We start from the raw sequence: 23,853 nt of genomic DNA, 5'->3' as shown, positions 1-23,853 counted from the left end.
GCGACCAGGTTTTGCAGAACCTTGCCTGAACTAAGGAGTGACTCATGGCTTTATACGTAAACACCAATACTTCATCGCTGAATGCTCAGCGTCAGTTGTTTAATTCAGGCAATAACCTGGACGTTGCATTTAAGCGTCTGTCTTCAGGCTTTCGGATCAACAGCGCTGCAGATGATGCGGCCGGCTTGCAGATTTCGAATCGCCTGACCAGCCAAATCAATGGTCTGGACCAGGCAGCTCGTAACGCTAATGATGGTATTTCGGTAGCGCAAGTGGCAGAAGGTGCGATGGATGAAATTACCAACGCACTGCAGCGGATCCGTACCTTGGCCATTCAATCCCAGAACGGTATCAACAGTTCTGCCGACCGTAATGCGCTGCAAAAAGAAGTGACCGCATTGCTAACAGAAATCAGCCGTATTGCTGAGGTAACGCAGTTTGGTACCCAAAACTTGCTGGATGGTACTTATTCTGCTTCTTTCCTGGTTGGTGCAAATGCCGGGCAAAATATCCGCATCACCTTATCAAGAACCGATGGCTATGGTGTTGATTCTTTAGGTCTGGATGGTTTGAGCGTATCTTCAACGGGAGGTGCTTCAGCAGCTCTGGCTATTCTTGACAGCGCAATCGGCATCATTGATGGTACCCGTGCTGATTTAGGTGCGATCCAAAACCGTTTCCAGGCGACCATTCGTAACTTAACGAATATCTCTGAAAACGTGTCTGGTGCGCGTAGCCGGATCCGGGATACCGATTTTGCCCGTGAAACTGCAGAGCTGACCCGAGCGCAGATCTTGCAGCAAACCAGTACTACTGTGTTGGCTCAGGCAAACCAGCGTCCGCAGGCAGCTTTGTCGTTATTAGGTTAAACTAATAACACGCGGTGGTGAAAACCGTACTTAAGTTTTCACCCTGCGTGCCGATAAGGAGTCTGATATGAGCAGTATGATCTTAAACAGCTCATCGGTAACCAGCTCCATACTGCCAGTTGAAGGTGCAGAGGTTCGCTCTAAAGCTGAGAATGAATCAAAGCAAAACGAGCGTCTGGCTCCGCTTGAGCCGGTCAAGGCCACCAAGCCGGAGTCAGTCTCGCGCAAGGAACTTGACGAAGCAGTTGAAGTGATGAACAACGCTGTTGCCATTCAAGAGCGCTCATTAAGCTTTTCGATTGATGATGCGTCTGGTCGCGAAGTTATCAAAGTGGTTGATTTCAAGACCTCAGAGCTTATTCGGCAAATTCCGTCGGAAGAGCTGTTAAAAGTGGCACAAGATGTGAAGAGGTTACAGCAAGAAATGGGACGTTCCATTGGTTTACTGGTGGATAGCAAAGTCTAGAGGTGATTTATGTCGCAAATTAATTTTTTAGGTTCAGCGTCAGGTTTGCCGTTGGAGGAACTGGTAAGTACTCTGGTAAAGGTGGAGCGTGATAGCAAGCTGGGCCGTATTAATAAGACAAAATCAACTCTCGAAGCCTCGTTGTCAGGAGTGGGCCGGCTGAAGTCGGCTCTCTCTTCATTCCAGACCGCTGTAAAAGCCTTAGGTGGCAATAACCTCAATGCCAGAGTTGCAACTATTACTCAGCCTACCGAAAACAAAACCTATCTGGAGGCTAGCGCCAGTAACAATGCAGTGCCTGGTAGTTTTGATGTGAAAGTAAATCAACTGGCTGCTGGTAGTCGCTTTGAAAGTGCTGATGGCGCTTTCGCTTCTGCCAGTGATGTAGTAAGTACCAGCGATGGTATTCTGACGTTTACGGCCGATGGTAAAAGCTTCGATGTGGAAGTCACCGCAGGCATGACGTTGAATCAGCTACGCCAAAAAATAAATGCCTCCAGCGATAACTTTGGGGTCAATGTGAACCTTATCAATGCTGGCGGTGCGGTTGGCACCAAGCTGGTGGTGAGCTCAAACGTGACTGGTGAAGGCAACGATTTACAGGTTACCAATAACAATGCAGAGCTGGATGCCATCTCGACAGTTCCGACCGGTGGCAGCCCAGGCTTAACCGCCGTCCAGATTGCGCAGGATGCTGAGATCGAAATTGATGGTATTAAAGCAACCAGTAGCAGCAATGTTTTTAGCAATGTGATTCAGGATGTCACTTTAACTGCGCGTGCGGTGACTCCCGACAACAACAATGCAGCCTTAAGCATCAGTACTGACAAAGATGCCGCAGAAGAAAAAATAAATGCTTTCATTACCAGCTACAACGAGCTGGTTGATCAAATCAATGCCTTAACAAAGCACAGAACTCTGGGAGCGGACGGTAAAACGGTGACTGCTCAGGGAGGTCCTTTATCCGGTGATCCTTTGCCGCGAACTATGATGGCCCAGTTGCGCGGTATACTTGGATCTGCCTTTGAAGGTGCGGATGATAGCCTTTCCACCTTGTACAGTATGGGTATCACATTTAACAGTGATGGCAAACTTGAAATTTCTTCATCAACCGAGTTTGGCGGAGATTCCGGGCGAGTGCGTTTTAATCGTGCCCTTGATGAGAATTACGATGCGATTGCTTCCTTATTTGGAGGAGACAATGGCCTGAGTGAGAGTCTGGACAAATTCATTACTCAGTTTTCCCAAGCTGGCGGAATAATTGCAAGCAAAGAAAACTCTTTGCGGCTACAAATTGATAAAAATGCGAAAGATCTTGAAGCTGCAAATCGGTATATGCAAAGTTACGAGCAAACCTTGCGAAGCCGTTATACTGCACTGGATGGCTTATTAGGATCCATGCAGAATATGGCTTCGACTGTGACGGCTCAGTTGGCTAATTTACCTGGGTTTAAAACTCAGACACGAAACCAGAATTAGAGGAGTCCGTTATGAGTTACGGTATTAAGGCTTACAAATCAGTTGGTATCAAAGATGACTTGGCGGTTGCCGATCCGCATCGGGTCATTCAATTATTAATGCAAGGTGCATTGGAAAACATGGCAAAAGCCAAAGGTTGCATTGAGCGGCAGGATTATGCTGGTAAATCAGCTACGTTATCAAAAGCCATCAGCATTATTTCTGCGTTGCAAGGTTCGCTTGATATGAGCGCCGGTGACATTTCAGATAACTTGTATGCGTTGTACGACTTTATGTTAAATCATTTGATCCTGGCCAGCCGCGAGAAAAGCAGCGAAAAAGTGGATGAGGTGGTTGAGTTGTTATTAACGATAAAAGGGGCCTGGGATCAAATTCCTGTCGCAGATAGAGAAAAAGGCTATGAGTTGCAGGCCCAGAGGCAACAAATTGCCGTTGGTAGTTAAAACATGTCATCTCTTGAAGCCAGGAAAGCACAGGCGCAAAGTTTTCAGGCTCAGATAAAGGCTTTGCTGCAGGAAGAAAAGGAAGCCGAGCCTCAACTGCAAAAGCTCCTTGCCGACTGGCATGCATTGCTAGGGCAACCAGCGGTTGAGCCGCTGGATGACTACTCTCAGTATTTACAGCAAAACCTTGACTATCTCCGCGAGATGATGACAATCATCAATCAGCAACGTTCGACCATTGGTGCGGAGTTACTCTCCATTCAAAAGGGTAAGAAAGCGAAGCAAAGTTATGGCCATAACTCCTAAATAATACTCAGGAACCTTATGCTAAAGTATATAAACCATCAGGTTTGTGTGGATGAAGATAAACAAAAAGCAATTGAAAAAAGTGTATCGGTAGAAATCCAGCAACGATACAAGCAAAATATTTCAGCATTTAACCACTATATACCGACTATCCCGCAACTCATTGCATCTCATACATCCCAGCGCTTCTCCATTTTTGGCACCCTTGCAGAGCAAATCAATATGGTTGACTTTAGCACGGGAAGAACCTGGTATGGCACAACCCCAAAGCAGGAAATGCGCGACGAGGTGCGGTCCTTTTTAGCCGCAGCGCCTTATTTAGATTTTCATTCCAATGCTTTGAACGATCACTGGCCGACTGAGCCGCTCCAGCACCAGGCTGAAGCCATTGTTATGTTTGGTCTGGGGCTTGGGTATCAGTTGGAATACCTGCTTGAACAGCTTGAGCTGAAATATCTGGTTGTTTATGAACCTTCATTGGATGTGGTGCAATGCTCATTGCAGGCGGTTGATTGGCTACGTATTTTGCAGGTTGCGGAGAAGAGCGGGACTCAGCTTTTTTTGCAATTTGATAATGATGGTAGCACTTTACCGGAAGATCTGGCCGAGCTGATCCCCCTTTTGAGTGGTGATAAAGTCTATATTTACCGGCACTATTTTCATCCGGTAATGGACGAAGTGATGCATTTTGCATTTGGCCACAGCGCTCAGCCTGATCATTTGACCAATAAGTATCAGGTATTTTTGCCCGATACTGCTTTGTTCAATAACCTGCCTGAGCATAACCATAGCAACCTGGGAAATTTTGCCTCATCTGATTACACCAATCCATCCTTATTGGAAAAAAACCTGGCAGCATTGGAGGAGTATTATCCTCATGTATTTAAAGAAATATCCAGTTATAAGGCCATCAATTGGCGTTTGGTAAAAGATGATCGCGATCAAACGAACTTGCTGCATTGCCGGCGTAATGCCCTGTTTTATGATGATGCAAAGCAAGAATCTGAATTTCTGGTTGATGCATTTGAGAAAAACCCATTCAGGGATGATGTTATTCTGGGGCAGAAGGTTACCAAAAAACTAAGTCACTACATTCACTTTACTGCGGTTGAAAAAGCACAGCCTGTTATTCGGAATATTATGACTGGCTCCAGCGCTTTGCCTGATGACATTGAATCCATGATTATTTTTGGCATCGGTCTTGGGCTGCATATAGAGCAATTATGTGATTCGCATAGCATTACAAATTTGTATGTTTGTGAGCCGAATCTCGACTTTTTCCTTGCAAGTCTTCATGTGATTGATTGGTCTGACATCATTCAAAAAGCGGATATATCCAATCGGCGTATTTACTTTAATCTTGGTGGTGATGGTTCAAATTATTTTTACGATTTGATGGCTCAGTTCTATCAGGTCGGTGCTTATTCTATCGCTAATACGTATTTATTGAGTTCTTACTTTGATCCGGATATGCAAAAATCCATTTCTAACTTACGCTCAGAACTACGTGTTGTGCTGGCATTGGGGGAGTACTATGATCATGCCAGGTATGGTATTTCGCACACTTATAACAGCTTAAAGCAGCACCATAAGTTTTTGAAGTTCCATGCCGACGACTACTCGCGCGCATCACTTTTAACCAAGCCGGTGTTTATTATTGGTAATGGACCCAGTCTTGATGATGCCATTGAGTACATCCAGCTCTACCGGCAGCAGGTGATATTGATAAGTTGTGGTACGGCCTTAAAATCATTGCATTCCCGAGGGATAAAGCCTGATTTTCATGCGGAGATTGAGCAAAACAAGTCAACCTTCTATTGGATAAGCCAGGTTAATGATCCAGAGTATTTAAAATCAATCAGGCTTATCAGTGTCAACGGCATTCACCCTGATACGGCAGCTTTGTTTAAAGATGTCTTGCTGTGCTTTAAATCAGGAGAGTCGTCAACCTTATTATTTCAATCAACGATTGAGAAGGGGGGCTATAAAATTATGCCCCTGAGCTATGCATACCCAACGGTGAGCAACCTGGTGGTGAACTTTGTCTTACAAGCTGGTTTCAGGTATTTGTACTTGTTTGGTGTTGACCTGGGCTATGCTGATTTAAATTATCATCACTCAAAGTTATCTTCTTACTATAAATCGGATGGAACCGAGCTGTATAACTACAAAGAGACGCATGGTGGAGGTATGCCGGTAAAAGGTAACTTCTTACCCTATGTGTTCACTAAGCCAGAGTTTGATGTATCCCGAAAATTAATCGAACAGGCGATTGCAAAAACAAGCAATAAAATTGAGGTGTATAACTGCAGTAATGGGGTAGCAATTGATGGTGCTGTTCCTTTACGCTATGAATCCATTTTGCTTGGCACTGATTTTGTTCGTGATACGGAGATTGAGGATTTTATTGCAAACGCCTTTTTTGCTGATTTAAGCCCTTTTGCAGATAGCGTTTTTTCATCGATTGATACTTTAAGCCTTTCAGAAAGTGTTTTCGAGTGGCTGGCTTTTTTTGAGCAGCCAATAGAGTCACTGGAAGACGCCCGGCGCTTTGTTGAGGAGCAGTGGCGCTTTTTACGCAGTAAAATTCCGGATAGGAAAAACCTGATATTTTACTTGTTCTATGGCAGCGCCAATTACTTTAGTGGTGTGCTCACCAAAATCTTAGCGTCAGCTTCCTCCGACGAAGCAGAGTGTTTGCAGGCATTCAAAACCATTTGTACGATTTGGCAGGAGAGTATCTTGCAGGGACACGACAGCTTTCTTGAACAACCACTGAAGTTTGATGATGTCGATGTATCACATTACTTCCAATAACCCTTCACACAGGTAGTAGAGTATGAGTTATCAGCTCGGAGCCAGAGCAAATGGCGTGAAACAAAATATTGCATTAATTACTTTGCATCTGGACAAGAGTGCTCGTTCAGCAATTGATGTTGGTTGCAACGAGGGGGTGATTACTGCCCAGTTGGATGCTTTAGGCCTGGCCGCGGTTGGGTTTGAAGCCGATGCCGGGTATGCGGATACTGCCCGGCAGTTCCAACAGCAAAACTTTAGTAGCGCTGAGATCAGCCAGCATGCACTTACCCTTGATGATTTGAAAGCCTTGCCTGAGGTAGATGTTGTTTTGTTTTTATCCGTTAATCAGCAACTTGCAAAGCTGTTTTCTACCTCGTATTCGGAAGCATTTTTTGTTCAGCTGTTTGAAAAAGCAAGCCTGCAATTATTCTTTCAGCCCTGCTTGATCCATGAGAAGTATGGTTCTGCACAGGGTTTCACTGAGAATGATGCGCTATCTGCCAAAGAATACTATGACAATTTACTGTATGAAAAAGGTTTTTTATTTACCAGCCAACTGGTAGGTTTGTCTGAGAACAACTTACCGGTCAGTGAGCCTTTCCGGCCGCTGATTGTGTACCACAAAAAGGGCTCGGTATCGACACCACTCAAAAGGCCGCAGCTTTCCGATAGTACTCAGAGTATCCGTAGCTCAGTCAGTAAATTGTGCCATATCCCATTGGACGCCGCCGTCGGCAGCAAGGATTTGCAACGCTATGCACCAGGCGTAGGTTGGCACCGTTTTACTGCGACAGCGACTTTCATTTTTGAGTGTATACAAAGCTCTCGGCCTATTAATTACCGGGAAGCGCCTTTGTACCAGTATTATCAATCGTGTCAGCCAACATGCTTTGGCGATCTTTGGCAGCAACTAGGCTATACCGCAGATATTGGTGTTTTATCACAGATGCCACTTGATCGTTATGTCAGTTGGTTGCCCTGGTTTGATAGCTCCGACAGCATCGAAGACATGCAAGCCGGGCAAAGTAAAGCTGCCTTGATCCCGGATTGGGATAGCCATGCGTTTGGACCACAAAGCGATGCTCAAGTGCTGGCCGAGTTAAAACGGCTCCGAAATCTGGTTATGGTTATCAGCCAGGAAGGCTATACTCCGGAGTTAAAACCGGATGGGTACATCCGGGGTTATATCTTGAAGCATCAGCAGGATGCCCGCTTTGTGGTTACGGCAGGCCAACACAGACTGGCTGTGATGGCTGCATTAGGCTTCAAATCAGCCATGATTAAGTTTCAGCCGGGCTATGAGCGGGTTATCGATAGCAGTGAAGTGCAAAGTTGGCCATTGGTAAAGAGTGGCGTCTATACTGAGGAACAAGCGCTGGCAATTTTTCATGGGGTTTTTGAGGCAACTGGCTCTGGCATGTTATGACAATTGCAATTATACCTGCGCGAGGGGGCAGTAAGCGGATACCGCGGAAGAATGTCCGGCTTTTTGCCGGCCAACCAATGATTAGCTGGCCATTGAGAATGGCACTCGCCTCTGGTTTATTTGAGCGCGTACTGGTAAGTACCGATGATGCTGAAATTGCCAGTGTTGCACGCGAAGAAGGGGCCGAGGTTCCGTTTATCCGGCCCGATAGCCTGGCTCATGATATGGCGGCAACGGTGCCGGTGATTCAGCATGCCATCAGTGAATTGCGCTTGCCCGGCCACGAACTTATTTGTTGCCTGTACCCGACGGCAGTGTTTACGACAGCAGATGATCTGCGAGAAGCAGTCCAGCAGCTTCAGGCAACTTCTGCTGATTTTGTCATGCCCGTTACCGCCTATACCTATCCTTTATCCAGAGCACTGAGCCTTGATTCGACCGGCCGTCTTGCGATGAAGGCACCTGAATATTTGAACAGCCGAACTCAGGACTGTGATAGCTATTATCATGATGTGGGACAATTTTATCTTGGGACTGCAGCAGCCTGGATGTCCGAGAAGCCGTTTTATGAGCAGATGGTTCAAGGGATGACCATTCCACGTTATCGTGCGCATGATATTGATACGCCAGACGATTGGCAATTGGCTGAAGTATTGTTCAGGCATTTGCCTGGTTTGATGAAAACTGTGAAGTGATGGCATACCAGACTGACTGTGTGTTCCTGCTATGCGATGCCGATGCGACCAGTGGCATGGGGCATTTTTTGCGTTGTGCCGCGCTGGCCAAAGCACTGCAGCGCCGTGGGCGAGATGTGGTATTCATTGGCAGCTATCATCAAACCGCCCGGCAGTTTGCCGCAGCCTTCCAGCTAGTGTTACAGCACACGCAGCTTAGCATTTGTCAACGAGCCGCTACTCTGGCTCCAGGAAGCCAGGTGGTGGTTGACAGTTATCACTACCAGCCATCAGAGTTACCTGAACATCATCATTACGTGGTACTGGATGATTTTTGTTTGCATGAGTCCTACCCAGTGGCAGGCGTGCTTAACTTTACTCTGGCTGCTCCCAGGTTTGATTATCGAAGCAAAGGCGCTAGGTCGCAGGCCCTGGGGCTCAGTTATTATTTACCACACCCCTCGTTTCCGGGCTCTGGCCCACTGCAGAAAAGCATGCCTCCACACAAAGTACTGCTATTGATTGGTAGTGGCGATTGCTACGACATAGCACCGAAACTTGTGGCTGCTTTGCATCAGTTGGATGCGACGCTGAAAATCCGTATCCTGGGGTTGCGTCATCAGGGTGACGGTGTCTGTCCAAATGTAGAATGGTTGCCAGCAAGCTCTGATATTTATCAGCATTATGTCTGGGCAGATTTTTGCATCACCAGTGGTGGGCTGGCAAAGTATGAGTGTGCCTATCTGGGGTGTCCGGCTGCAGTGATCTCACTGACTGCTGGCGAATTGCAAGAAACTATGCAGTTTAGCCAGGCAGGTTTGTGTTTTAATCTTGGGCATGCATCTGAGTTAAAACCCGATAAACTTCTGACAGAACTGGCCGATATAGTCTATTCAGAGACCATGCATGCCGATGCGAGAAAAGCCTGTAATCAGGTATTTTCCTCCGGCTCGGCGGAAAGAGCGGCGAAATTTGTAGTGCAATGTTTAGGTGAGTGTACTGATGCCACAGAATGACATACAGCAGCAATTGCTGCAGATATCCGATCATTACAATGCCCTTGCCAAGGCACATGGCTATTCACATCATGCGGTTCAGCAAAGCAGCGTAGAAACGCAGGAGCGACGCTTTCAGATTTTGCTGGAGGGCTTTCCTGAGTTTCAGCATAAAAAAATACTCGATTTTGGTTGTGGTGCCGGCCACCTGCTTGGCTTACTTAAGCGCGTAGGTTTTGCTGGGGAGTACGTGGGTTATGATTTATCGGCAGAGTTGTTAAAGCTTGCGCGGGAGAATCATCCGGAGGGGCGTTTTGAGCTGAGGAACATATTGCAGGAACGCATACCAGAGCGCTTTGATTTGGTCTTTATCAGCGGTGTTTTTAACAATGACATCACCTGCAACCAAAGCTTTCTGCAGGATATACTTCGGCTATTGTTTGCGGTTACGGACGAAGGACTGGCTTTTAACTGCCTGAGTCACTATGTTGATTACAAAGCGGAGGGGCTTTATTACTTTAATCCAGCGGAGGTATTTGTTTTTTGTAAGGAAGAGCTTACGCCGATGGTGAGTTTAAGGCATGATTATGAAATTAAAGCTGGAGTGGTGCCTTTTGAGTTCAGTTGTTACCTAAAACAAACTGCCCACACACCTCGTAAAGGCAATTATGACTAAAATTGCCATCAGCCAACCCACTTACTTGCCATGGTTAGGGTATTTCCAGCAAATAGCCCAGGTAGATTGCTTTGTTTTTCTTGATAATGTGCAGTTTGAAAAGCAATCCTGGCAGTCTAGAAACCGTATCAAAGATCATCAGGATAATGTGATTTGGCTGTCTGTGCCTGTTGCCCGGCATGCGCTGGATGCTCCTATCATGGACATCGCGCTGGCCAATCAGCGCATCAACTGGCAGCGTAAACATCTAAACTCCGTTAAAACCTATTTGGCTAAAACACCGTACCTGGCGGAGGTGCTGGAGCTTATTGAGCCGGTTTTTAACACGCCTTACGACAGGCTTGCGGATTTAAACATTGCTCTTATTCGTTCCGTTTGCCGGCGGTTGGGGCTTGAGACCCCTTTACTAAAAGCATCGGAGCTTGGTGTATCCGGCCAAAAAGCTGATTTATTGTTAGCTATTCTTCAGCAACTGAATGCTGACAGCTACCTCGCTAATCAAGGCTCGCGTGTTTACCTTGAGCAAGAACGGGCACGATTTGCTGCCCAGGGTATTCAGCTTTGTTATCAAAACTGGGAACATCCAATGTATCACCAGAAAGGCCAGCAATTTATCAGTCATTTGGCTTGGCTGGATGCCATTTGTTACCTCGGATTTGATGCGCACCGGTTGCAGCTTATTACTTAATGCAAGGCAGGCTTTTATGAAAGATCTGGACTATCTGATTGTTGGCGCCGGTATTTCCGGCCTTACTGCCGCATTAACAATTCTGTCGTATAAGCCCGGTAGCACCGTTGTGCTGGTGGATAGTGGTACAGAGCCCGGCGGGCTGTTGCGCTCAGAGACGTTTGCCGGGCAGCAGTTTGATTTGGGCACCCATATCCCTGAGATGACTTCGGATGAGGACTTGAACAAGCTGTTGTTTCCTCAACAAATTTGTCGGAGTTGGCATCAATTAACTGCATTGAAAGTAGGGAACTATTTCAATGGTATGCTGAATGAACGTTCACAGTTCCCGGATATCAGCTCACAAGGGGAGATTGCAAAAACGGTTCTGGCAGAGTTGCTGCAAACCAGTGATAGGACTTCCGTGGCCGGCGATCTAAAGCACTATGCTGAGCACTGTTATGGTTCGACCATTAGCAACCAGGTACTGGCCCCATTGATGGCGAAGTTTTGCAATAAGGCACTGGCTGAATTGTCTCCGCAGGCGCTGAAGTATTATGGCCTAAGCCGCTTAATTTGTGGTGATCGCCAGCAAAGCATCAACCTAAAAAAAATCAATCATTTGGATGCTGTACTTGCCTATAGCGATGATCGTGAAAAGCCACGTGATAGCCGCTGGTATTATCCGGATCAGCAGCAAGGTATTGGCCAGTGGATTAAGCTGTTGCAGCAACAGATAACGCAGCAGGGAGGTCAGTGTCTTTTTTCCAGCCGCATTCAAAAAGTTGAGCGACAGCAGTCGATGCACCAGGTAAGTTTTCATGATGGTAAGGTCTTGCAGGCCAGGCAGGTCATTTGGACAGTACCGGTCTACTTGGGGCTGCAAGGAGTGCAGCAACAACGACCTGAAAGCCGCGCAATAAGTATCTTTCATTTTCATAGCACAGAGACTCCGCTGGCGAAATGTCACTATCTGTATTGTTATGAGCCTGCATTACAGAGCTACCGGATCACCCTGTACAATAATCTGCAGGGATCCGAAGCAACAGCCAGTAATCGATGCAGTGTGGAAGTGATCCATGATGTTGGGGCGCAACCTGCTGCTGATTGCATCGCCAAAGAGCTCAAAGCGATGGGCGTGTTTGCCGATCGGGCCACGATGCACCACCTTGGCACCAGCGAGATCAAAGCCGGTTTTCCAATTCCGCTGGCAGGGAGTGAAGAACAACGATTGCAGTTATTTGAAGGCGTGAAAACAGCAAATCCATCCATCGAATTTATCGGCCGAGCCAAGCCTGCTTTATTCTTTATGACGGATGTGTTGATGGATGCCTATCAAGCAGCAAAACAGCTGGTAACAAAAGGAGTAGCTGATGAAAAGAATGAGCATTAATGGTAGAGAGATTTCTACCGATCATCCACCCTATGTTATTGCAGAGCTGTCGGCAAATCACAATGGCAGTCTGGAGCGTGCGAAGCAGCTCATTTTGGCGGCGCAGCAGGCCGGGGCGGATGCGGTGAAATTACAGAGCTATCGGGCTGACACCATTACTCTGAATGCTCGAACGGAAGACTTTATGATCCGTGGCGGGTTATGGGATGGCCAGAATCTTTACGAGTTGTATCAGCAAGCTCAGCTACCCTGGGAGTGGCATCAGCCACTGTTTGATTATGCCCGCCAGCTGGGCATCACGATTTTTAGTTCTCCGTTTGATTCAACAGCGGTAGATTTGCTGGAGCAGTTGAATGCACCTGCATACAAAGTGGCTTCTTTTGAGGCGGTGGATCTACCTTTAATCCGCTATATTGCCGCGACAGGCAAGCCAATGATTATTTCTACCGGAATGGCAACGGAGGCTGAAATTGAAGAGGCCATTACTGCCGCCCGGGAAGGTGGTTGCCAGCAGTTGGCAATTTTGCACTGCATCAGTGGTTATCCGGCACCAGCATCCGATTACAACTTACGAACCATGGCGGATATGCAACAGCGCTTTAAGGTACAGGTTGGTTTGTCGGATCATACCATTGATAATGTTACAGCCATCACCAGCGTAGCAATGGGGGCGACGATTATTGAAAAACATTTTACCTTGGATAGAGCCGGTGGTGGTGCCGATGATAGTTTTTCGTTAGAGCCGGCTGATTTAGCCGCTTTGTGCCGGGATGTAAAAACATCATGGCAAGCTCTGGGCCAGGTAAGTTACGCCAGGCAAAGCAGTGAGCAGGGTAATGCAAAGTTTCGTCGCTCGCTCTATTTTGTCGAAGATCTTGCCGCTGGTACTGTGTTGGCACCGCAGCATATTCGTAGTGTGCGGCCGGGCTTTGGCCTGGCTCCAAAGTACCTGGAACAACTACTTGGTAAAACGCTGCGTAAAGCTGCCGTGAAAAATACGCCAACCAGTTGGGAGCACTTCACATAATGTCAGATGCGGCTTGGTTCCGCATTAAGACAGCTGTTTTCTCAACAGCTCCACCACAGGTTTAAATTCCTGCCGATTTTTATCGCTTAAATCCAGCAGTGCTTCATGAGCCCTGAGAATCATTTTGCCTTTATGGTCATCGCTGTGTTGCTCAACCTGCACCGGCGTCAGGTCGATAGCCTGATTGGTCGGATGTTCAGCAAAATCAAATACTGTTTCCAGGCAAAGCCCTTTTAATAACTGATTGACTTCAGTATTGGTAGAGAACAATATCGGTTTTGGTAACTGATGCTGTTGGCAATGCCGTGCCAGACTGGCCAGCAAGCCAATGTGTGTGCTATCGATAAAGGTTACGTCATTCAAGTCAACCACTACCTGTGCGCAGGCTGGTTGCTCTTGCTCAAATAACTGCTCAATCAGGTCATCCATACCAGTAGCATTGGTGTATCTGAGTTCGCCGCTTAGTTTGAAATAACAGTGTTCTTGCAGACAAGCGAACAGGATTTGCTCGGTGTTCATGGTTGGTCTCCATAACAACTGATTCTGAGCATGGTTAAATCATCCGGTAATCCCTGGTTGGGATCAATGTGCAAGTTCGTTAATAACTGATGGAGGCTTTTGGTTCCCTGATGTTGGAGTAACTTCAGTTTTTGCTCCGTGTTGTCTCCAGGTAGAACATCGAGCAAACCATCGGAGCAGAGTTGCATGGCCATACCCGGTTTAAAATCGATGCAATCGGTTTGGTAGTTGACGGCTTCAAACATGCCTGCTGGGGTGCTTTTGAGCTCCAGCCAACGGATTGCCCCTGATGTTTCCTGAAGTAAAGGCCAGGGAAAGGCTCCTGCATTAGCAAAGAGCAGTTGTTGATTCTGTCGGTTCAGTACGCCATAAAACAAAGCAATGTATTTGCCAATAGCCTCTTTGAGTAGCTCGCTATTGAGCTCATGCAGCAAGGCTGCGGGCTCTAATATCAGTCTGGACTGCTGCAGCTTGAAACGCTCAAGCAAGGAGCTGATAAAGCGCTTTAAATAAACGGTGACAAAAGCGGAGGCAACACCATGGCCAGAGACATCGGCAATATAAAAGCCGCAGTGGATATCATCAATAACAAAGTAATCTACAAAGTCGCCACTCATGAAGTCGGATGGGTAGAGCAGATGTTCAAACTGGTAAGGCATCCAAGCCATCTGTTTGGGTGGCAATAATTTGAACTGTACTTGCTTACCGGCTTTTTCCCCGGCTTCAAGCTCGTGCAGTGACTGCTTTAATTGTGCCAGAGCCGATTCAAGCTCCTGGGTTCGGGCTGCGACTTTAGCTTCCAGAGTTTCGTTCAGTTGCTCCAGTTGGGTAATTGCCAGATATGAGCGCAGTGCAGAAGTAATGGTCGTAGTTAAACGCTGAACGGTTAGTTCGGTTTTGGAGCGATAATCATTGATATCATACTCTTGCACCACTTGCTGCTCTGGTGCCTGGCCGGGTTGACCTGTACGCAGAATGATCCTGACCTGATGGTTATTCAGTTGCTCACGAATAAAACGGACCAGGGTCAAACCGGCATCGTCCGTTTCCATGACGACATCCAGTAAAATCAGTGCGATGTCCTGATACTGTTCCAACTTTGTTTTGGCTTCAGCTGCACTATAGGCACTTATAAAGTTGAGCTTTCGGTGTTGAAAACTATAATCGCGCAGTGCCATGGTGGTGACATGGTGCATCTCCGGCTCATCGTCGACAATGAGTATGGTCCAATAGCCTTGTTGCTCGGTTTCAGCTTCATCCTCAACCAAAAAGTCCATGGGTGTATCATCTAAAGCGGGTGTCAAATGTGCATCAGATAGCTGTACCACCTTCAAACCTCCAGCTGAAATGTAAGAGGGGCTTTAAAGTTGCCATTGCTCAGTTCTGTTTGGATGTTGCTACCTTATAACGATAACAGATGCCAGGCCATAGCGCGAGGTCTGGCCCCAACAGGGGCGAAGGTGATCGTTATAACCATGCGCTCAGCTGCTCACGGATAAAGTCTTGCTGTTGCTCGGTCAGCTCAGGGTAGAGCGGCAGGCTGATAATACGCTCGTAAAAATCCTCAGCGATTGGAAAGTCTCCCCAATCAAAACCAAGTTGCTGATAGTATGGTTGGGTATGGATAGGAATATAATGCACATTCACACCAATACCTGCCTGGCGCAAACCTTCAAAGACGGCTTTGCGTTTGGCTTTATCGTGTAGCCGGATAATAAACAAATGATAGCTGCTTAAGATGTTCTCTGGTTGAGCAGGGCAATCGAGTGGTAAGCCAGCTAATAATTGCTGATAACGTCGGGCCAAGTGCTGACGTCGCGCAATGATGTTTGCTAAACGAGTACTTTGACTAAGCCCCAATGCGGCCTGTAAGTCGGTCATGCGGTAGTTGTAGCCCAGTTGCAGCTGTTGGTAGTACCAGGGACCATGAGCTGGCTCGGTCATTTGATTTTCTTCGCGCGTAATGCCATGGCTGCGCAGCAGTTGCATTTGTTGGGCAAGCTCCGGCTGATTGGTTAGCGCCATACCGCCTTCGGCAGTGGTAATGATTTTGACCGGATGAAAGCTAAATACGGTAATATCGCTGTACTGACAACAGCCTACCGCCTGGCCCAGGTACTGGCCGCCAACAGCGTGGGAGGCATCTTCGATAATCCGAAAATCAAATTCAGCACTCAGGTGACGCAGTTGCTGCATATCGCAGCTTAAGCCTGCAAGATGCACGGCAATCACCACATTCGGCAGGGCATCTTTGGCTCTGGCCTGTTCCAGTTTCGTGCGCAGTGCCTGAATACATACATTGCCGGTTTCAGCTTCAACATCAACAAAATCAATCTGAGCGCCACAGTAGCGCGCTGCATTGGCCGAAGCCACAAAGCTGATAGGGGAAGTCCAGACCCGGCTGGTAGAATTTACACCCAAAGCAAGGCATGCCAGATGCAGCGCAGAGGTGGCACTGTTCATGGCAATAGCATGGCTGGCACCGGTTAAGCTGCACAGGCGCTGTTCAAAGGCAGGTACAGCAGGCCCCTGAGTTAGATAATCGCTTTGCAGCACTTGCAAAACGGCGTCAATATCGGCCTGGTTGATGTGCTGTCGACCATAGGGGATCATTGCATGGCTTCCAGATTAAATTGCAGGATTTCCTCCGGGCTTAAAAAATGCGGATTGGTACTGGATGCGTACTCAAAGCCGGGCTCTACCAAAGTACCCTGTTCATTCAATGCATTCACATCAAAGCTATTTTTCCGGTTAAAAAAGCGAATGGAGGGTGCAATCACAAAGTGATCGGAAAATTCGTAAGTATGGTAGGAGTTTTCACCGGGGCACATCACTTCATGCAGCTTCTCGCCAGGACGGATACCCACTTCTTTGATGGGCATGCTTGGTGCCATGGCTTTGGCTAAATCCATAATGCGAATGGATGGGATCTTAGGTACGAAAATTTCGCCACCCAGCATGCGCTCAAAGTTTTTCAGCACAAAATCAACCCCTTGTTGCAGGGTTATCCAGAATCGGGTCATTTCCACATGCGTAACTGGCAGGTGATCGTGGCTTTTCTCTATCAAATTCTGGAAAAAGGGCACCACAGAGCCGCGTGAGCCAACCACATTGCCATAGCGCACCACCGAAAAACGAGGCCGGCTGCCGCCAGCGATGTTGTTGCCGGCTACAAATAACTTATCGGATGCCAGCTTGGTGGCACCATACAAGTTGACCGGGTTGGCGGCTTTATCGGTGGAAAGAGCAATCACTTTTTCGACATTGGCATCAATAGCGGCATTGATCACATTTTCAGCCCCATTGATGTTGGTTTTAATGCATTCCATTGGGTTGTATTCCGCAGCAGGCACTTGTTTTAGTGCTGCGGCATGAATGACGAAATCTACTCCACGCATGGCTCGTAATAAGCGCTCGGCATCCCGTACATCACCAATAAAATAGCGCATACAGTCTTGATGAAAAACCTGCTGCATCTCGTACTGCTTTAGCTCATCGCGCGAATAGATGATGATTTTTTTTGGCTTGTAGCGAGCCAGTAAGGTCTGGGTATATTTGTGACCAAAAGAGCCGGTACCACCGGTGATTAGGATTGTTTTGCCATCAAACATAGAGTGAACCTCTGCTGTGTCACACTTAACTGTTTGAACATAGCATAAATTGTGCCGATAGCGCAGGGGATTTAAAACTCTCTGGTTGCAAAGTAGCCAGGCAGATAGGCAAAGTTCGCATTTTTAGTGCGTTCTGGCTATAATTTAACCATTACAGCGTTGCGAGGTCATGCGGATGAAAGTCGGTACTAATAACTCCATTTTGAATCAAACTATTGCGCAGCAGGACAACTTGTTCAAAAAATTGGCGACAGCAAGGCGTATCAACAGTGCGGCTGATGATGCGGCAGGTTTGCAAATTGCCAATCAGTTGACCTCAAGCATCAATGCCCGTGAACAGGCTTCGCGCAATGTGTACGATGGTATTTCGTTAGCGCGGGTGTACGATCAAGGCCTGCAAGCGATTGAAGAAAACTTGCAGGACTTAAATACGCTGGCGATTCAGGCTGGTAATGGCATTTATGGTGCCAGTGAGCGTCAGGCCTTGCAGCAGCAGGCAGATCAGTTATTGGGTAATATTCAGCAGGTGATCGATAACACCGAGTTTGCAGGTAAAGGGCTTTTTAATCAAAGTGGTGAAGTAACCTTTGGTACCGGCGATAGCAGCCTGAGCTTAAGTACGGAAGACGTCGCAGCTGCGCTGACTACCAGCAATTTGTTTGATTTCGACTTGACGGATCCATCGCAATTGACTGCTTCGCTTGGCAGCGTTGAGCAATCACTGCAACAGCTGGGGGCTTTACGGGCAGATACCGGTGCCACCATCAATGCCTTTGAAGCAGCGGCCAATGTCATTGATCGTCAGCGCCTTGGTGAGGCTGAAGCGCGAAGCCGGATTGAAGATCTGGATTACGCCAAAGCCGTAAGTGAGCAAGTTGCTGGCAATATTTTACTGCAGTCCAGCATCAGTGTGGCAGCACAGGGGCGGGTGCAACAGGAGCAGGCATTGCGTATTTTGGGTGGTTAACTTTACCGGCCTTAGCAACTGTTGGTTAGCGCTGGGAAATTGACAGAACGTCAAATTTCCAGCGCTTTTTATTTGGCAAGCCAAAGCGGCTTCGCTACAATGGGAGCATAACCAGAACAACGATTGAGTGACTATGCGCGCCACCCCCAAGCTTTACCTCGTCGATGGCAATATCCCACGCCAACAGCGCCTTAGTGCTATTCTCGATTTTGTGCTGGAACCACATCAGATTATTGACTTTGCCGAGTTATTGGCTTGCTTACAGCAACCCGAGCCTGCCGTGGTGCTGCTTGGTCAGTTGGATGAGGCACCACAAGCCCTGATCGAACAGTTTCCAGCCACCGCCTTTTTAGTGCTGGATGGTACTCAGGATGCGTTGCTGCAGTTTGGCAATGTGGTGGCGCTTTTAACCGAACCCTTTCGTTACGACAGCCTGACTCAATCGCTCCGAGATTGTCAGGAATATCATCGGTTGTTACCGGGGCAGCAACGGCTGGATCAGGCTGCGCGCTTGGTCGATATGGTGGGATCGGCCGAGCCGATGCAGCAGCTACGCTTTTTAATCCAGCAAGTGGCGCCGACTGAGGCCAATGTGATGATTTTGGGCGACTCCGGTACAGGTAAAGAAGTGGTGGCGCGCAACATTCATTTGCTTTCCCGCCGCGCTGATGGCCCTTTTGTGCCAATTAATTGCGGTGCCATTCCTGCTGAATTGTTGGAAAGTGAGTTGTTCGGCCATGAAAAAGGTGCTTTTACCGGTGCTTTTTCTACCCGCAAAGGCCGTTTCGAGCTGGCACAGGGCGGTACCTTGTTTCTGGATGAAATTGGCGATATGCCTTTGCCGATGCAGGTTAAATTGCTGCGGGTATTGCAGGAGCGGATTTATGAGCGGGTGGGGGGCAATCAGCCGATCAAAGCCGATGTGCGCATTATTGCTGCGACGCATCGTAACTTGGAGCAAATGATTGCTGATGGTCGCTTTCGTGAAGATTTGTTTTACCGGCTCAATGTATTCCCGATTGAAACACCGGCGCTGTCTGCGCGCACCGAAGATCTGCCCCAGCTGTGTCAGGAACTCATTCAGCGCCAACAGCAGGCGGGTCACGCCCGGGTAAAGTTTACCGAGCGGGCGATGGAAAGTCTGAAGCTCCACGCCTGGCCTGGTAATGTCCGGGAGCTGGCTAATCTGGTAGAGCGCATGGCCATCATGTACCCGAATCAGGTGGTGGATGTAGCAGAGCTGCCTCTGCGCTACCAACATCTGGAGGTGGATAGCTATGTGCCGGATTATCCAGAGGCTTTGCAAGAGCGTGATTTGCTGAATGAGCTGTTCCAGGCCGATGAAGAGGAAATGGCTTTTTATGAAACGGCGGAGGCTGATCCATTTCAGGCGGATCCTCAGTTGCCGGAGGCAGGGATTGATCTTAAAGATCATCTGGCGGAGCTTGAGATCCTGTTTATCACCCAGGCGCTGGAGCGGCATGATTTTGTGGTGGCCCGTGCTGCCGACATGCTGGGGTTGCGTCGTACTACCCTGGTGGAAAAAATGCGCAAATACAATCTTGCCAAAGACGACTAATACCACACTGGTGTCAGAATTCTGACACCAGTACGCTGTAATCTGCCCCCTATCTTGCTGTAATTCATCGACTTATTTATGGCATATAACCTGCATGAATCCATCAGAGGCCCTGATCCGATTTATGAGGTGTGATATGCATACCGCCAGAACTTTGTTTGAGATGGATTCGACTTCCAATGTCGTGACTGATTTCAGCCGCTATCTGCAGCCCGTCTCTGCAGCGACTGATCGCATGCAGCATTTGGTTACCATGTTGCCGGTTGGTGTGGTGGTACTGGATGAGCGTGGCTATGTGGCCGACGCCAACCCAATGGCTCTGGACATGCTGGGTGAGCCGTTGCAAGGGCAGCGCTGGCTGGATGTGATCACCCGTTCATTTCGGCCTCGCAGTGATGATGGCATGGAAGTATCCTTATTCAATGGTCGTCGGGTCAAGCTGGCTATCAGTGCGCTCAGTCCGGAACCAGGGCAACTCATCGTGCTGACAGATTTAACGGAAACCCGTCAATTGCAAAGCCGGCTGGCGCATATGCAGCGCTTGTCTACCCTTGGCAAGATGATGGCGACACTGGCTCACCAAATTCGCACACCGTTATCATCCGCCATGTTGTATGCAGAGAATCTGTCCAATCAGCGTCTGAATGATGACGCCAAGTTCGTGTTTCAGCAAAAACTGGTGGCTCGCTTGCAGGATTTGGAGCAGCAGGTAAACGATATGCTGTTGTTTGCCCGCTCAGGCAATGAAGCCAGTGTCAGTTGCATTGCCGTGGATGCTCTGCTCCAGGAGGTACAAGCTGGAATTGAAGCTCAGTTGCAGGCGTATCAGGCCAGCTTAAGCATTGAAACTAAGCAAGCCGGCTTAACCTTATGGGCGAACCAAAGCAGCCTGGCGGGCGCAATTTTAAACCTGTTGCATAACAGCCTGGAAATTATTGGGGCGGATGCGCAGTTGATGATTCGTTGCCAGCAGCAAGGCAGTTGGCTGGTGCTGGATATCAGTGATAATGGGCCGGGTGTGCCGGAGCATTTGCAGCAACAAATTTTCGAACCCTTCTTTACGACACGCAATCAGGGAACAGGTCTTGGCCTTGCTGTCGTGCAGGCGGTAGCCAGCGCCCACAAAGGCCAGGTGAGCTATGTGCCACAAGTGGGCGGTGGGGCTTGCTTCCGTCTGCAATTACCGTTACATCAGACAGAACCTCAGGCGCAGGAGAAAAGCTATGACGCAAACTAAAATCATGGTGGTAGAAGATGATGGCGGCTTACGTGAAGCCCTGGTCGATACCCTGACTCTGGCCAACTATCAGGTTGTTGCCGCCGAGAGTGCCGAGCAGGCTCTGCTGCAGTTAAAGCAACAAAGCATTAAGCTGATTGTCAGCGATGTGCAAATGCCGGGCATTTCGGGGCTGGAGCTCCTGGCCACGGTACGCCAGCAGTACCCACAAATACCGATGCTTATTATGACGGCGTATGCCAATGTAAATGATGCAGTACAGGCCATGCGATTAGGGGCGGTGGACTATCTGTCCAAACCTTTTTCGTCGGAAGTGCTGGTGAATATGGTGAGTCGGTATGTGCCGGCCGAACAATTGGCTGGCATTGAGCCCATTGTAGCCGCTGAGCAGAGCAAACAGTTGGTGCGGTTGGCTGCGAAAGTCGCTAAATCCGATGCCAGTGTGATGGTGACCGGGCCCAGTGGTTCGGGCAAAGAGGTGTTGGCACAGTACATACACCAGCAATCGCCGCGGTCGGAGGGGCCATTTATTGCGATAAACTGCGCAGCAATACCGGAGAATATGCTGGAGTCCACCTTGTTTGGTTACGAAAAAGGCGCTTTTACCGGTGCGGTGCAGGCTTGTCCCGGAAAATTTGAGCAGGCTCAGCAGGGCACCATTTTGCTGGATGAAATCACCGAGATGGACTTAAACCTGCAAGCCAAGTTGCTGCGGGTATTGCAGGAGCGCGAGGTAGAGCGACTTGGTAGCCGTAAAACCATCAAGCTGGATGTTCGGGTACTGGCTACCAGCAACCGCGATTTAAAAGAAGCGGTGCAGCAGGGCCGTTTTCGGGAAGATCTGTACTATCGCCTTAATGTGTTTCCACTGAACTGGCCAGCCCTGGCGGAGCGGCCAGAAGATATTCTGCCACTGGCCGAGCACTTGATGGAGCGGCATTGCCTGCGTGACGGTATTGCCATACCTCAGCTTGAAGGAAGCGCCATTCAAAAGCTGCTGCAGCATAGCTGGCCCGGCAATGTGCGGGAGCTGGATAATGTAATGCAGCGGGCGTTGATTATTCATAGCGATGGCGTGCTTACAGCGGACGATATATACATTGAAGAGCTAAGCGTGCCAACCATGACTGCGCTGGACGTTGATGCAGATGTTAGTCAGTTTAAACAGGAAATTCACGAGCAGGAGCACCGCTTGATCCTGGCAACGATGCGGGCTTGTGATAATAAACGCAAAGATGTGGCTGAGCGCTTGGGGATCAGTGACCGCACTCTGCGCTATAAGCTGGCGCGGATGCGTGAAGCCGGTATACAGCTACCGGCTTAAGATAAGCAAAGCCAGCCAGAACTAGCTCGCGGCAGGTACTGGCTCGCTTTCGTCTGACTCGATCAAGCCTTCAGAGTGTGCTACCACCCGCGCCACCATGGTATCGCCGGTGACGTTGGTGGCGGTGCGCATCATATCAATAATGCGATCCACCGCGGCAATAAAAGCAATCCCTTCCAGTGGCAAACCGACCACACTCAAGGTCACTGTCAGCATCACCATAGCGCTACCAGGCACACCAGCGGTTCCCAGTGAAGCCAGGGTCGCCGTGATGGCAATCAGCAGGTAGCTGGTTGCATCCAGTGGAATGCCATACAAGTGGGCAATAAAAATCGCGGCAATCGCCGGGTAGATGCCGCCACAGCCATCCATATTGATGGTGGCACCAAGCGGCAATACAAAGCTGGCATAGTTTTTCGAAACTTTTAGATCCTCGGTCACCACTTTGTGGGTCACCGGCAGGGTGCCAAAGCTGCTGGCACTGCTAAAAGCTACCAGTTGGGCTGGTAAAATTGCTTTGAAAAACGTCAGGGGGGACATGCCGCCAAACAAACGCACCATGCCACCATAGGTAAAGATAATATGGATAAAGCAGGCGATGTAAATCGCCAGAATAAATTTGCCCAGCGGCAACAAGGTTTCCAGGCCAAAACTACCGACCACCCAGGCCATCAGGCCTAGCACACCAATCGGCGTCAGTTGCAGCACCATACGGGTAATTTGGTACATGATCTCGGCACCGGCTTCCATCACCTTTTTCATTGGTTCTGCTTTTTCACCCACCACATTGATGGCAATGCCGACCAACACCGCAAACACAATAATCTGCAGCACATTGCCACTGGCCAGCGCCGCCACCGGGTTGGTTGGAATGAGGTTGGTCAGCACGGTCGCCACCGGCGGAATATCACGCTCGCGCACTTCGGTGGTGGTCAGCTCGGTAATGGTGCTAAAGTCCATCAAACTGCCCACGGTTAAGCCAATCAGGCTGGCAATCATGGCAGTAAGCAAAAACAGGCCAACGGTTTTAACCGCCAAACGCTTCATTTTAAGCGTATCGCCGAGTGAGGTAATGCTGGTGATCAGGGCAAAAAATACCAAGGGCACCACCAGCATGCGGATGGCATTAATAAACAGCGTCCCCAGTGGCTGCAGCACAGTGGCTTTTTCGCCAAAGACCACTCCCAGGCCAATGCCCAGCAACATAGCACCCAGCACACGCTGCCAGAACGGAATACGGAACCAAAAAGCAAGCATCAGGAAATTGCTCCAATAACTAAAGCGATTAGGGTCGCCAGTCTACTGGTAGGGGCAAGGACTGTCCAGAAACAAGAAGGCGATTAAAGCGGGTTCTATGTTAGGTATATATGCTCATTTAGTCTTTTGTAATGAGAGA

22 protein-coding genes are annotated in these 23,853 nt (G+C 48.6%); 17 read left to right on the top strand and 5 right to left on the bottom strand.

What is annotated here, in order from left to right; all coding sequences use genetic code 11:
- The first annotated feature begins 44 nt into the window (after positions 1–44).
- The 13 genes from QWF21_RS16430 (at position 45) to pseI (ending at position 13,220) form a co-directional block, all read left to right on the top strand.
- Complete coding sequence (locus QWF21_RS16430) at positions 45–869, top strand: flagellin N-terminal helical domain-containing protein (RefSeq protein ID WP_330089137.1); 825 nt, start codon at positions 45–47, stop codon at positions 867–869.
- A 67-nt stretch (positions 870–936) separates the two neighbouring features.
- Positions 937–1,335: a flagellar protein FlaG gene (locus tag QWF21_RS16425; RefSeq protein ID WP_330089136.1), complete on the top strand. Its 399-nt coding sequence runs from the start codon at positions 937–939 to the stop codon at positions 1,333–1,335.
- Positions 1,336–1,344: 9 nt separating this feature from the next.
- Complete coding sequence (gene fliD / locus QWF21_RS16420; RefSeq protein WP_330089135.1) at positions 1,345–2,814, top strand: flagellar filament capping protein FliD; 1,470 nt, start codon at positions 1,345–1,347, stop codon at positions 2,812–2,814.
- A gap of 11 nt (positions 2,815–2,825) precedes the next feature.
- Entirely contained in the window at positions 2,826–3,257 is a 432-nt protein-coding gene (gene fliS, locus QWF21_RS16415) for a flagellar export chaperone FliS (protein ID WP_330089134.1), read from the top strand.
- A 3-nt stretch (positions 3,258–3,260) separates the two neighbouring features.
- On the top strand, positions 3,261–3,563 hold the full coding sequence (locus tag QWF21_RS16410) for a hypothetical protein (protein WP_330089133.1): 303 nt from the start codon (positions 3,261–3,263) through the stop codon (positions 3,561–3,563).
- Between the two features lie 48 nt (positions 3,564–3,611).
- Complete coding sequence (locus QWF21_RS16405; protein WP_330089132.1) at positions 3,612–6,380, top strand: 6-hydroxymethylpterin diphosphokinase MptE-like protein; 2,769 nt, start codon at positions 3,612–3,614, stop codon at positions 6,378–6,380.
- A 22-nt stretch (positions 6,381–6,402) separates the two neighbouring features.
- The gene (locus tag QWF21_RS16400; RefSeq protein ID WP_330089131.1) at positions 6,403–7,788 is read left to right on the top strand and encodes a methyltransferase domain-containing protein; all 1,386 of its coding nucleotides are present in this window, start codon (positions 6,403–6,405) and stop codon (positions 7,786–7,788) included.
- Entirely contained in the window at positions 7,785–8,483 is a 699-nt protein-coding gene (gene pseF, locus QWF21_RS16395; protein WP_330089130.1) for a pseudaminic acid cytidylyltransferase, read from the top strand. Before QWF21_RS16400 ends, pseF begins: the two co-directional genes overlap by 4 nt.
- The gene (locus QWF21_RS16390) at positions 8,483–9,478 is read left to right on the top strand and encodes a hypothetical protein (protein ID WP_330089129.1); all 996 of its coding nucleotides are present in this window, start codon (positions 8,483–8,485) and stop codon (positions 9,476–9,478) included. Before pseF ends, QWF21_RS16390 begins: the two co-directional genes overlap by 1 nt.
- The gene (locus QWF21_RS16385; RefSeq protein WP_330089128.1) at positions 9,465–10,133 is read left to right on the top strand and encodes a class I SAM-dependent DNA methyltransferase; all 669 of its coding nucleotides are present in this window, start codon (positions 9,465–9,467) and stop codon (positions 10,131–10,133) included. The genes QWF21_RS16390 and QWF21_RS16385 overlap by 14 nt, the downstream gene beginning before the upstream one ends.
- Positions 10,126–10,821: a WbqC family protein gene (locus QWF21_RS16380; protein ID WP_330089127.1), complete on the top strand. Its 696-nt coding sequence runs from the start codon at positions 10,126–10,128 to the stop codon at positions 10,819–10,821. The genes QWF21_RS16385 and QWF21_RS16380 overlap by 8 nt, the downstream gene beginning before the upstream one ends.
- Before the next feature lie 16 nt (positions 10,822–10,837).
- A complete protein-coding gene (locus QWF21_RS16375) occupies positions 10,838–12,193 on the top strand; it encodes an NAD(P)-binding protein (protein WP_330089126.1) in 1,356 nt (451 codons plus the stop codon).
- Entirely contained in the window at positions 12,171–13,220 is a 1,050-nt protein-coding gene (gene pseI / locus QWF21_RS16370) for a pseudaminic acid synthase (RefSeq protein WP_330089175.1), read from the top strand. The genes QWF21_RS16375 and pseI overlap by 23 nt, the downstream gene beginning before the upstream one ends.
- A gap of 24 nt (positions 13,221–13,244) precedes the next feature.
- On the opposite strand, the gene QWF21_RS16365 is transcribed toward pseI, so the two are convergent.
- The 4 genes from QWF21_RS16365 to pseB form a co-directional block, all read right to left on the bottom strand.
- Positions 13,245–13,739, bottom strand: coding sequence for an STAS domain-containing protein (locus QWF21_RS16365; protein ID WP_330089125.1), 495 nt, complete (start codon positions 13,737–13,739; stop codon positions 13,245–13,247).
- Complete coding sequence (locus QWF21_RS16360) at positions 13,736–15,016, bottom strand: PP2C family protein-serine/threonine phosphatase (RefSeq protein ID WP_330089124.1); 1,281 nt, start codon at positions 15,014–15,016, stop codon at positions 13,736–13,738. The genes QWF21_RS16365 and QWF21_RS16360 overlap by 4 nt, the downstream gene beginning before the upstream one ends.
- A 190-nt stretch (positions 15,017–15,206) precedes the next feature.
- Positions 15,207–16,352 carry a UDP-4-amino-4,6-dideoxy-N-acetyl-beta-L-altrosamine transaminase gene (pseC, locus tag QWF21_RS16355; RefSeq protein WP_330089123.1) on the bottom strand — a complete coding sequence of 382 codons (1,146 nt, stop codon included), beginning with the start codon at positions 16,350–16,352 and terminating at the stop codon, positions 15,207–15,209.
- Complete coding sequence (gene pseB / locus QWF21_RS16350) at positions 16,349–17,350, bottom strand: UDP-N-acetylglucosamine 4,6-dehydratase (inverting) (RefSeq protein ID WP_330089122.1); 1,002 nt, start codon at positions 17,348–17,350, stop codon at positions 16,349–16,351. Before pseB ends, pseC begins: the two co-directional genes overlap by 4 nt.
- A 175-nt stretch (positions 17,351–17,525) precedes the next feature.
- Between pseB and QWF21_RS16345 the strand changes: the two genes are divergently transcribed.
- The 4 genes from QWF21_RS16345 to QWF21_RS16330 all read left to right on the top strand — a co-directional run bounded on the left by QWF21_RS16345 (position 17,526) and on the right by QWF21_RS16330 (position 22,457).
- Positions 17,526–18,317: a flagellin gene (locus QWF21_RS16345; RefSeq protein WP_330089121.1), complete on the top strand. Its 792-nt coding sequence runs from the start codon at positions 17,526–17,528 to the stop codon at positions 18,315–18,317.
- A gap of 133 nt (positions 18,318–18,450) precedes the next feature.
- Positions 18,451–19,896: a sigma-54 dependent transcriptional regulator gene (locus tag QWF21_RS16340; protein ID WP_330089120.1), complete on the top strand. Its 1,446-nt coding sequence runs from the start codon at positions 18,451–18,453 to the stop codon at positions 19,894–19,896.
- A 136-nt stretch (positions 19,897–20,032) separates the two neighbouring features.
- On the top strand, positions 20,033–21,133 hold the full coding sequence (locus tag QWF21_RS16335; protein ID WP_330089119.1) for a sensor histidine kinase: 1,101 nt from the start codon (positions 20,033–20,035) through the stop codon (positions 21,131–21,133).
- On the top strand, positions 21,120–22,457 hold the full coding sequence (locus QWF21_RS16330) for a sigma-54-dependent transcriptional regulator (RefSeq protein WP_330089118.1): 1,338 nt from the start codon (positions 21,120–21,122) through the stop codon (positions 22,455–22,457). Before QWF21_RS16335 ends, QWF21_RS16330 begins: the two co-directional genes overlap by 14 nt.
- Before the next feature lie 21 nt (positions 22,458–22,478).
- Here QWF21_RS16330 and QWF21_RS16325 read toward each other — a convergent pair whose 3' ends face one another.
- Positions 22,479–23,717 (bottom strand): dicarboxylate/amino acid:cation symporter, encoded by a 1,239-nt coding sequence (locus tag QWF21_RS16325; protein WP_407935312.1) that lies wholly within the window; start codon positions 23,715–23,717, stop codon positions 22,479–22,481.
- Positions 23,718–23,853 lie beyond the last annotated feature (136 nt).

The organism is Alkalimonas mucilaginosa (assembly GCF_036327005.1).
Taxonomy (GTDB): Bacteria; Pseudomonadota; Gammaproteobacteria; order Enterobacterales; family Alteromonadaceae; genus Alkalimonas; species Alkalimonas mucilaginosa.
Note: the sequence above shows the minus strand (reverse complement) of the source record. Positions and strands in the feature narration are given on the sequence as shown.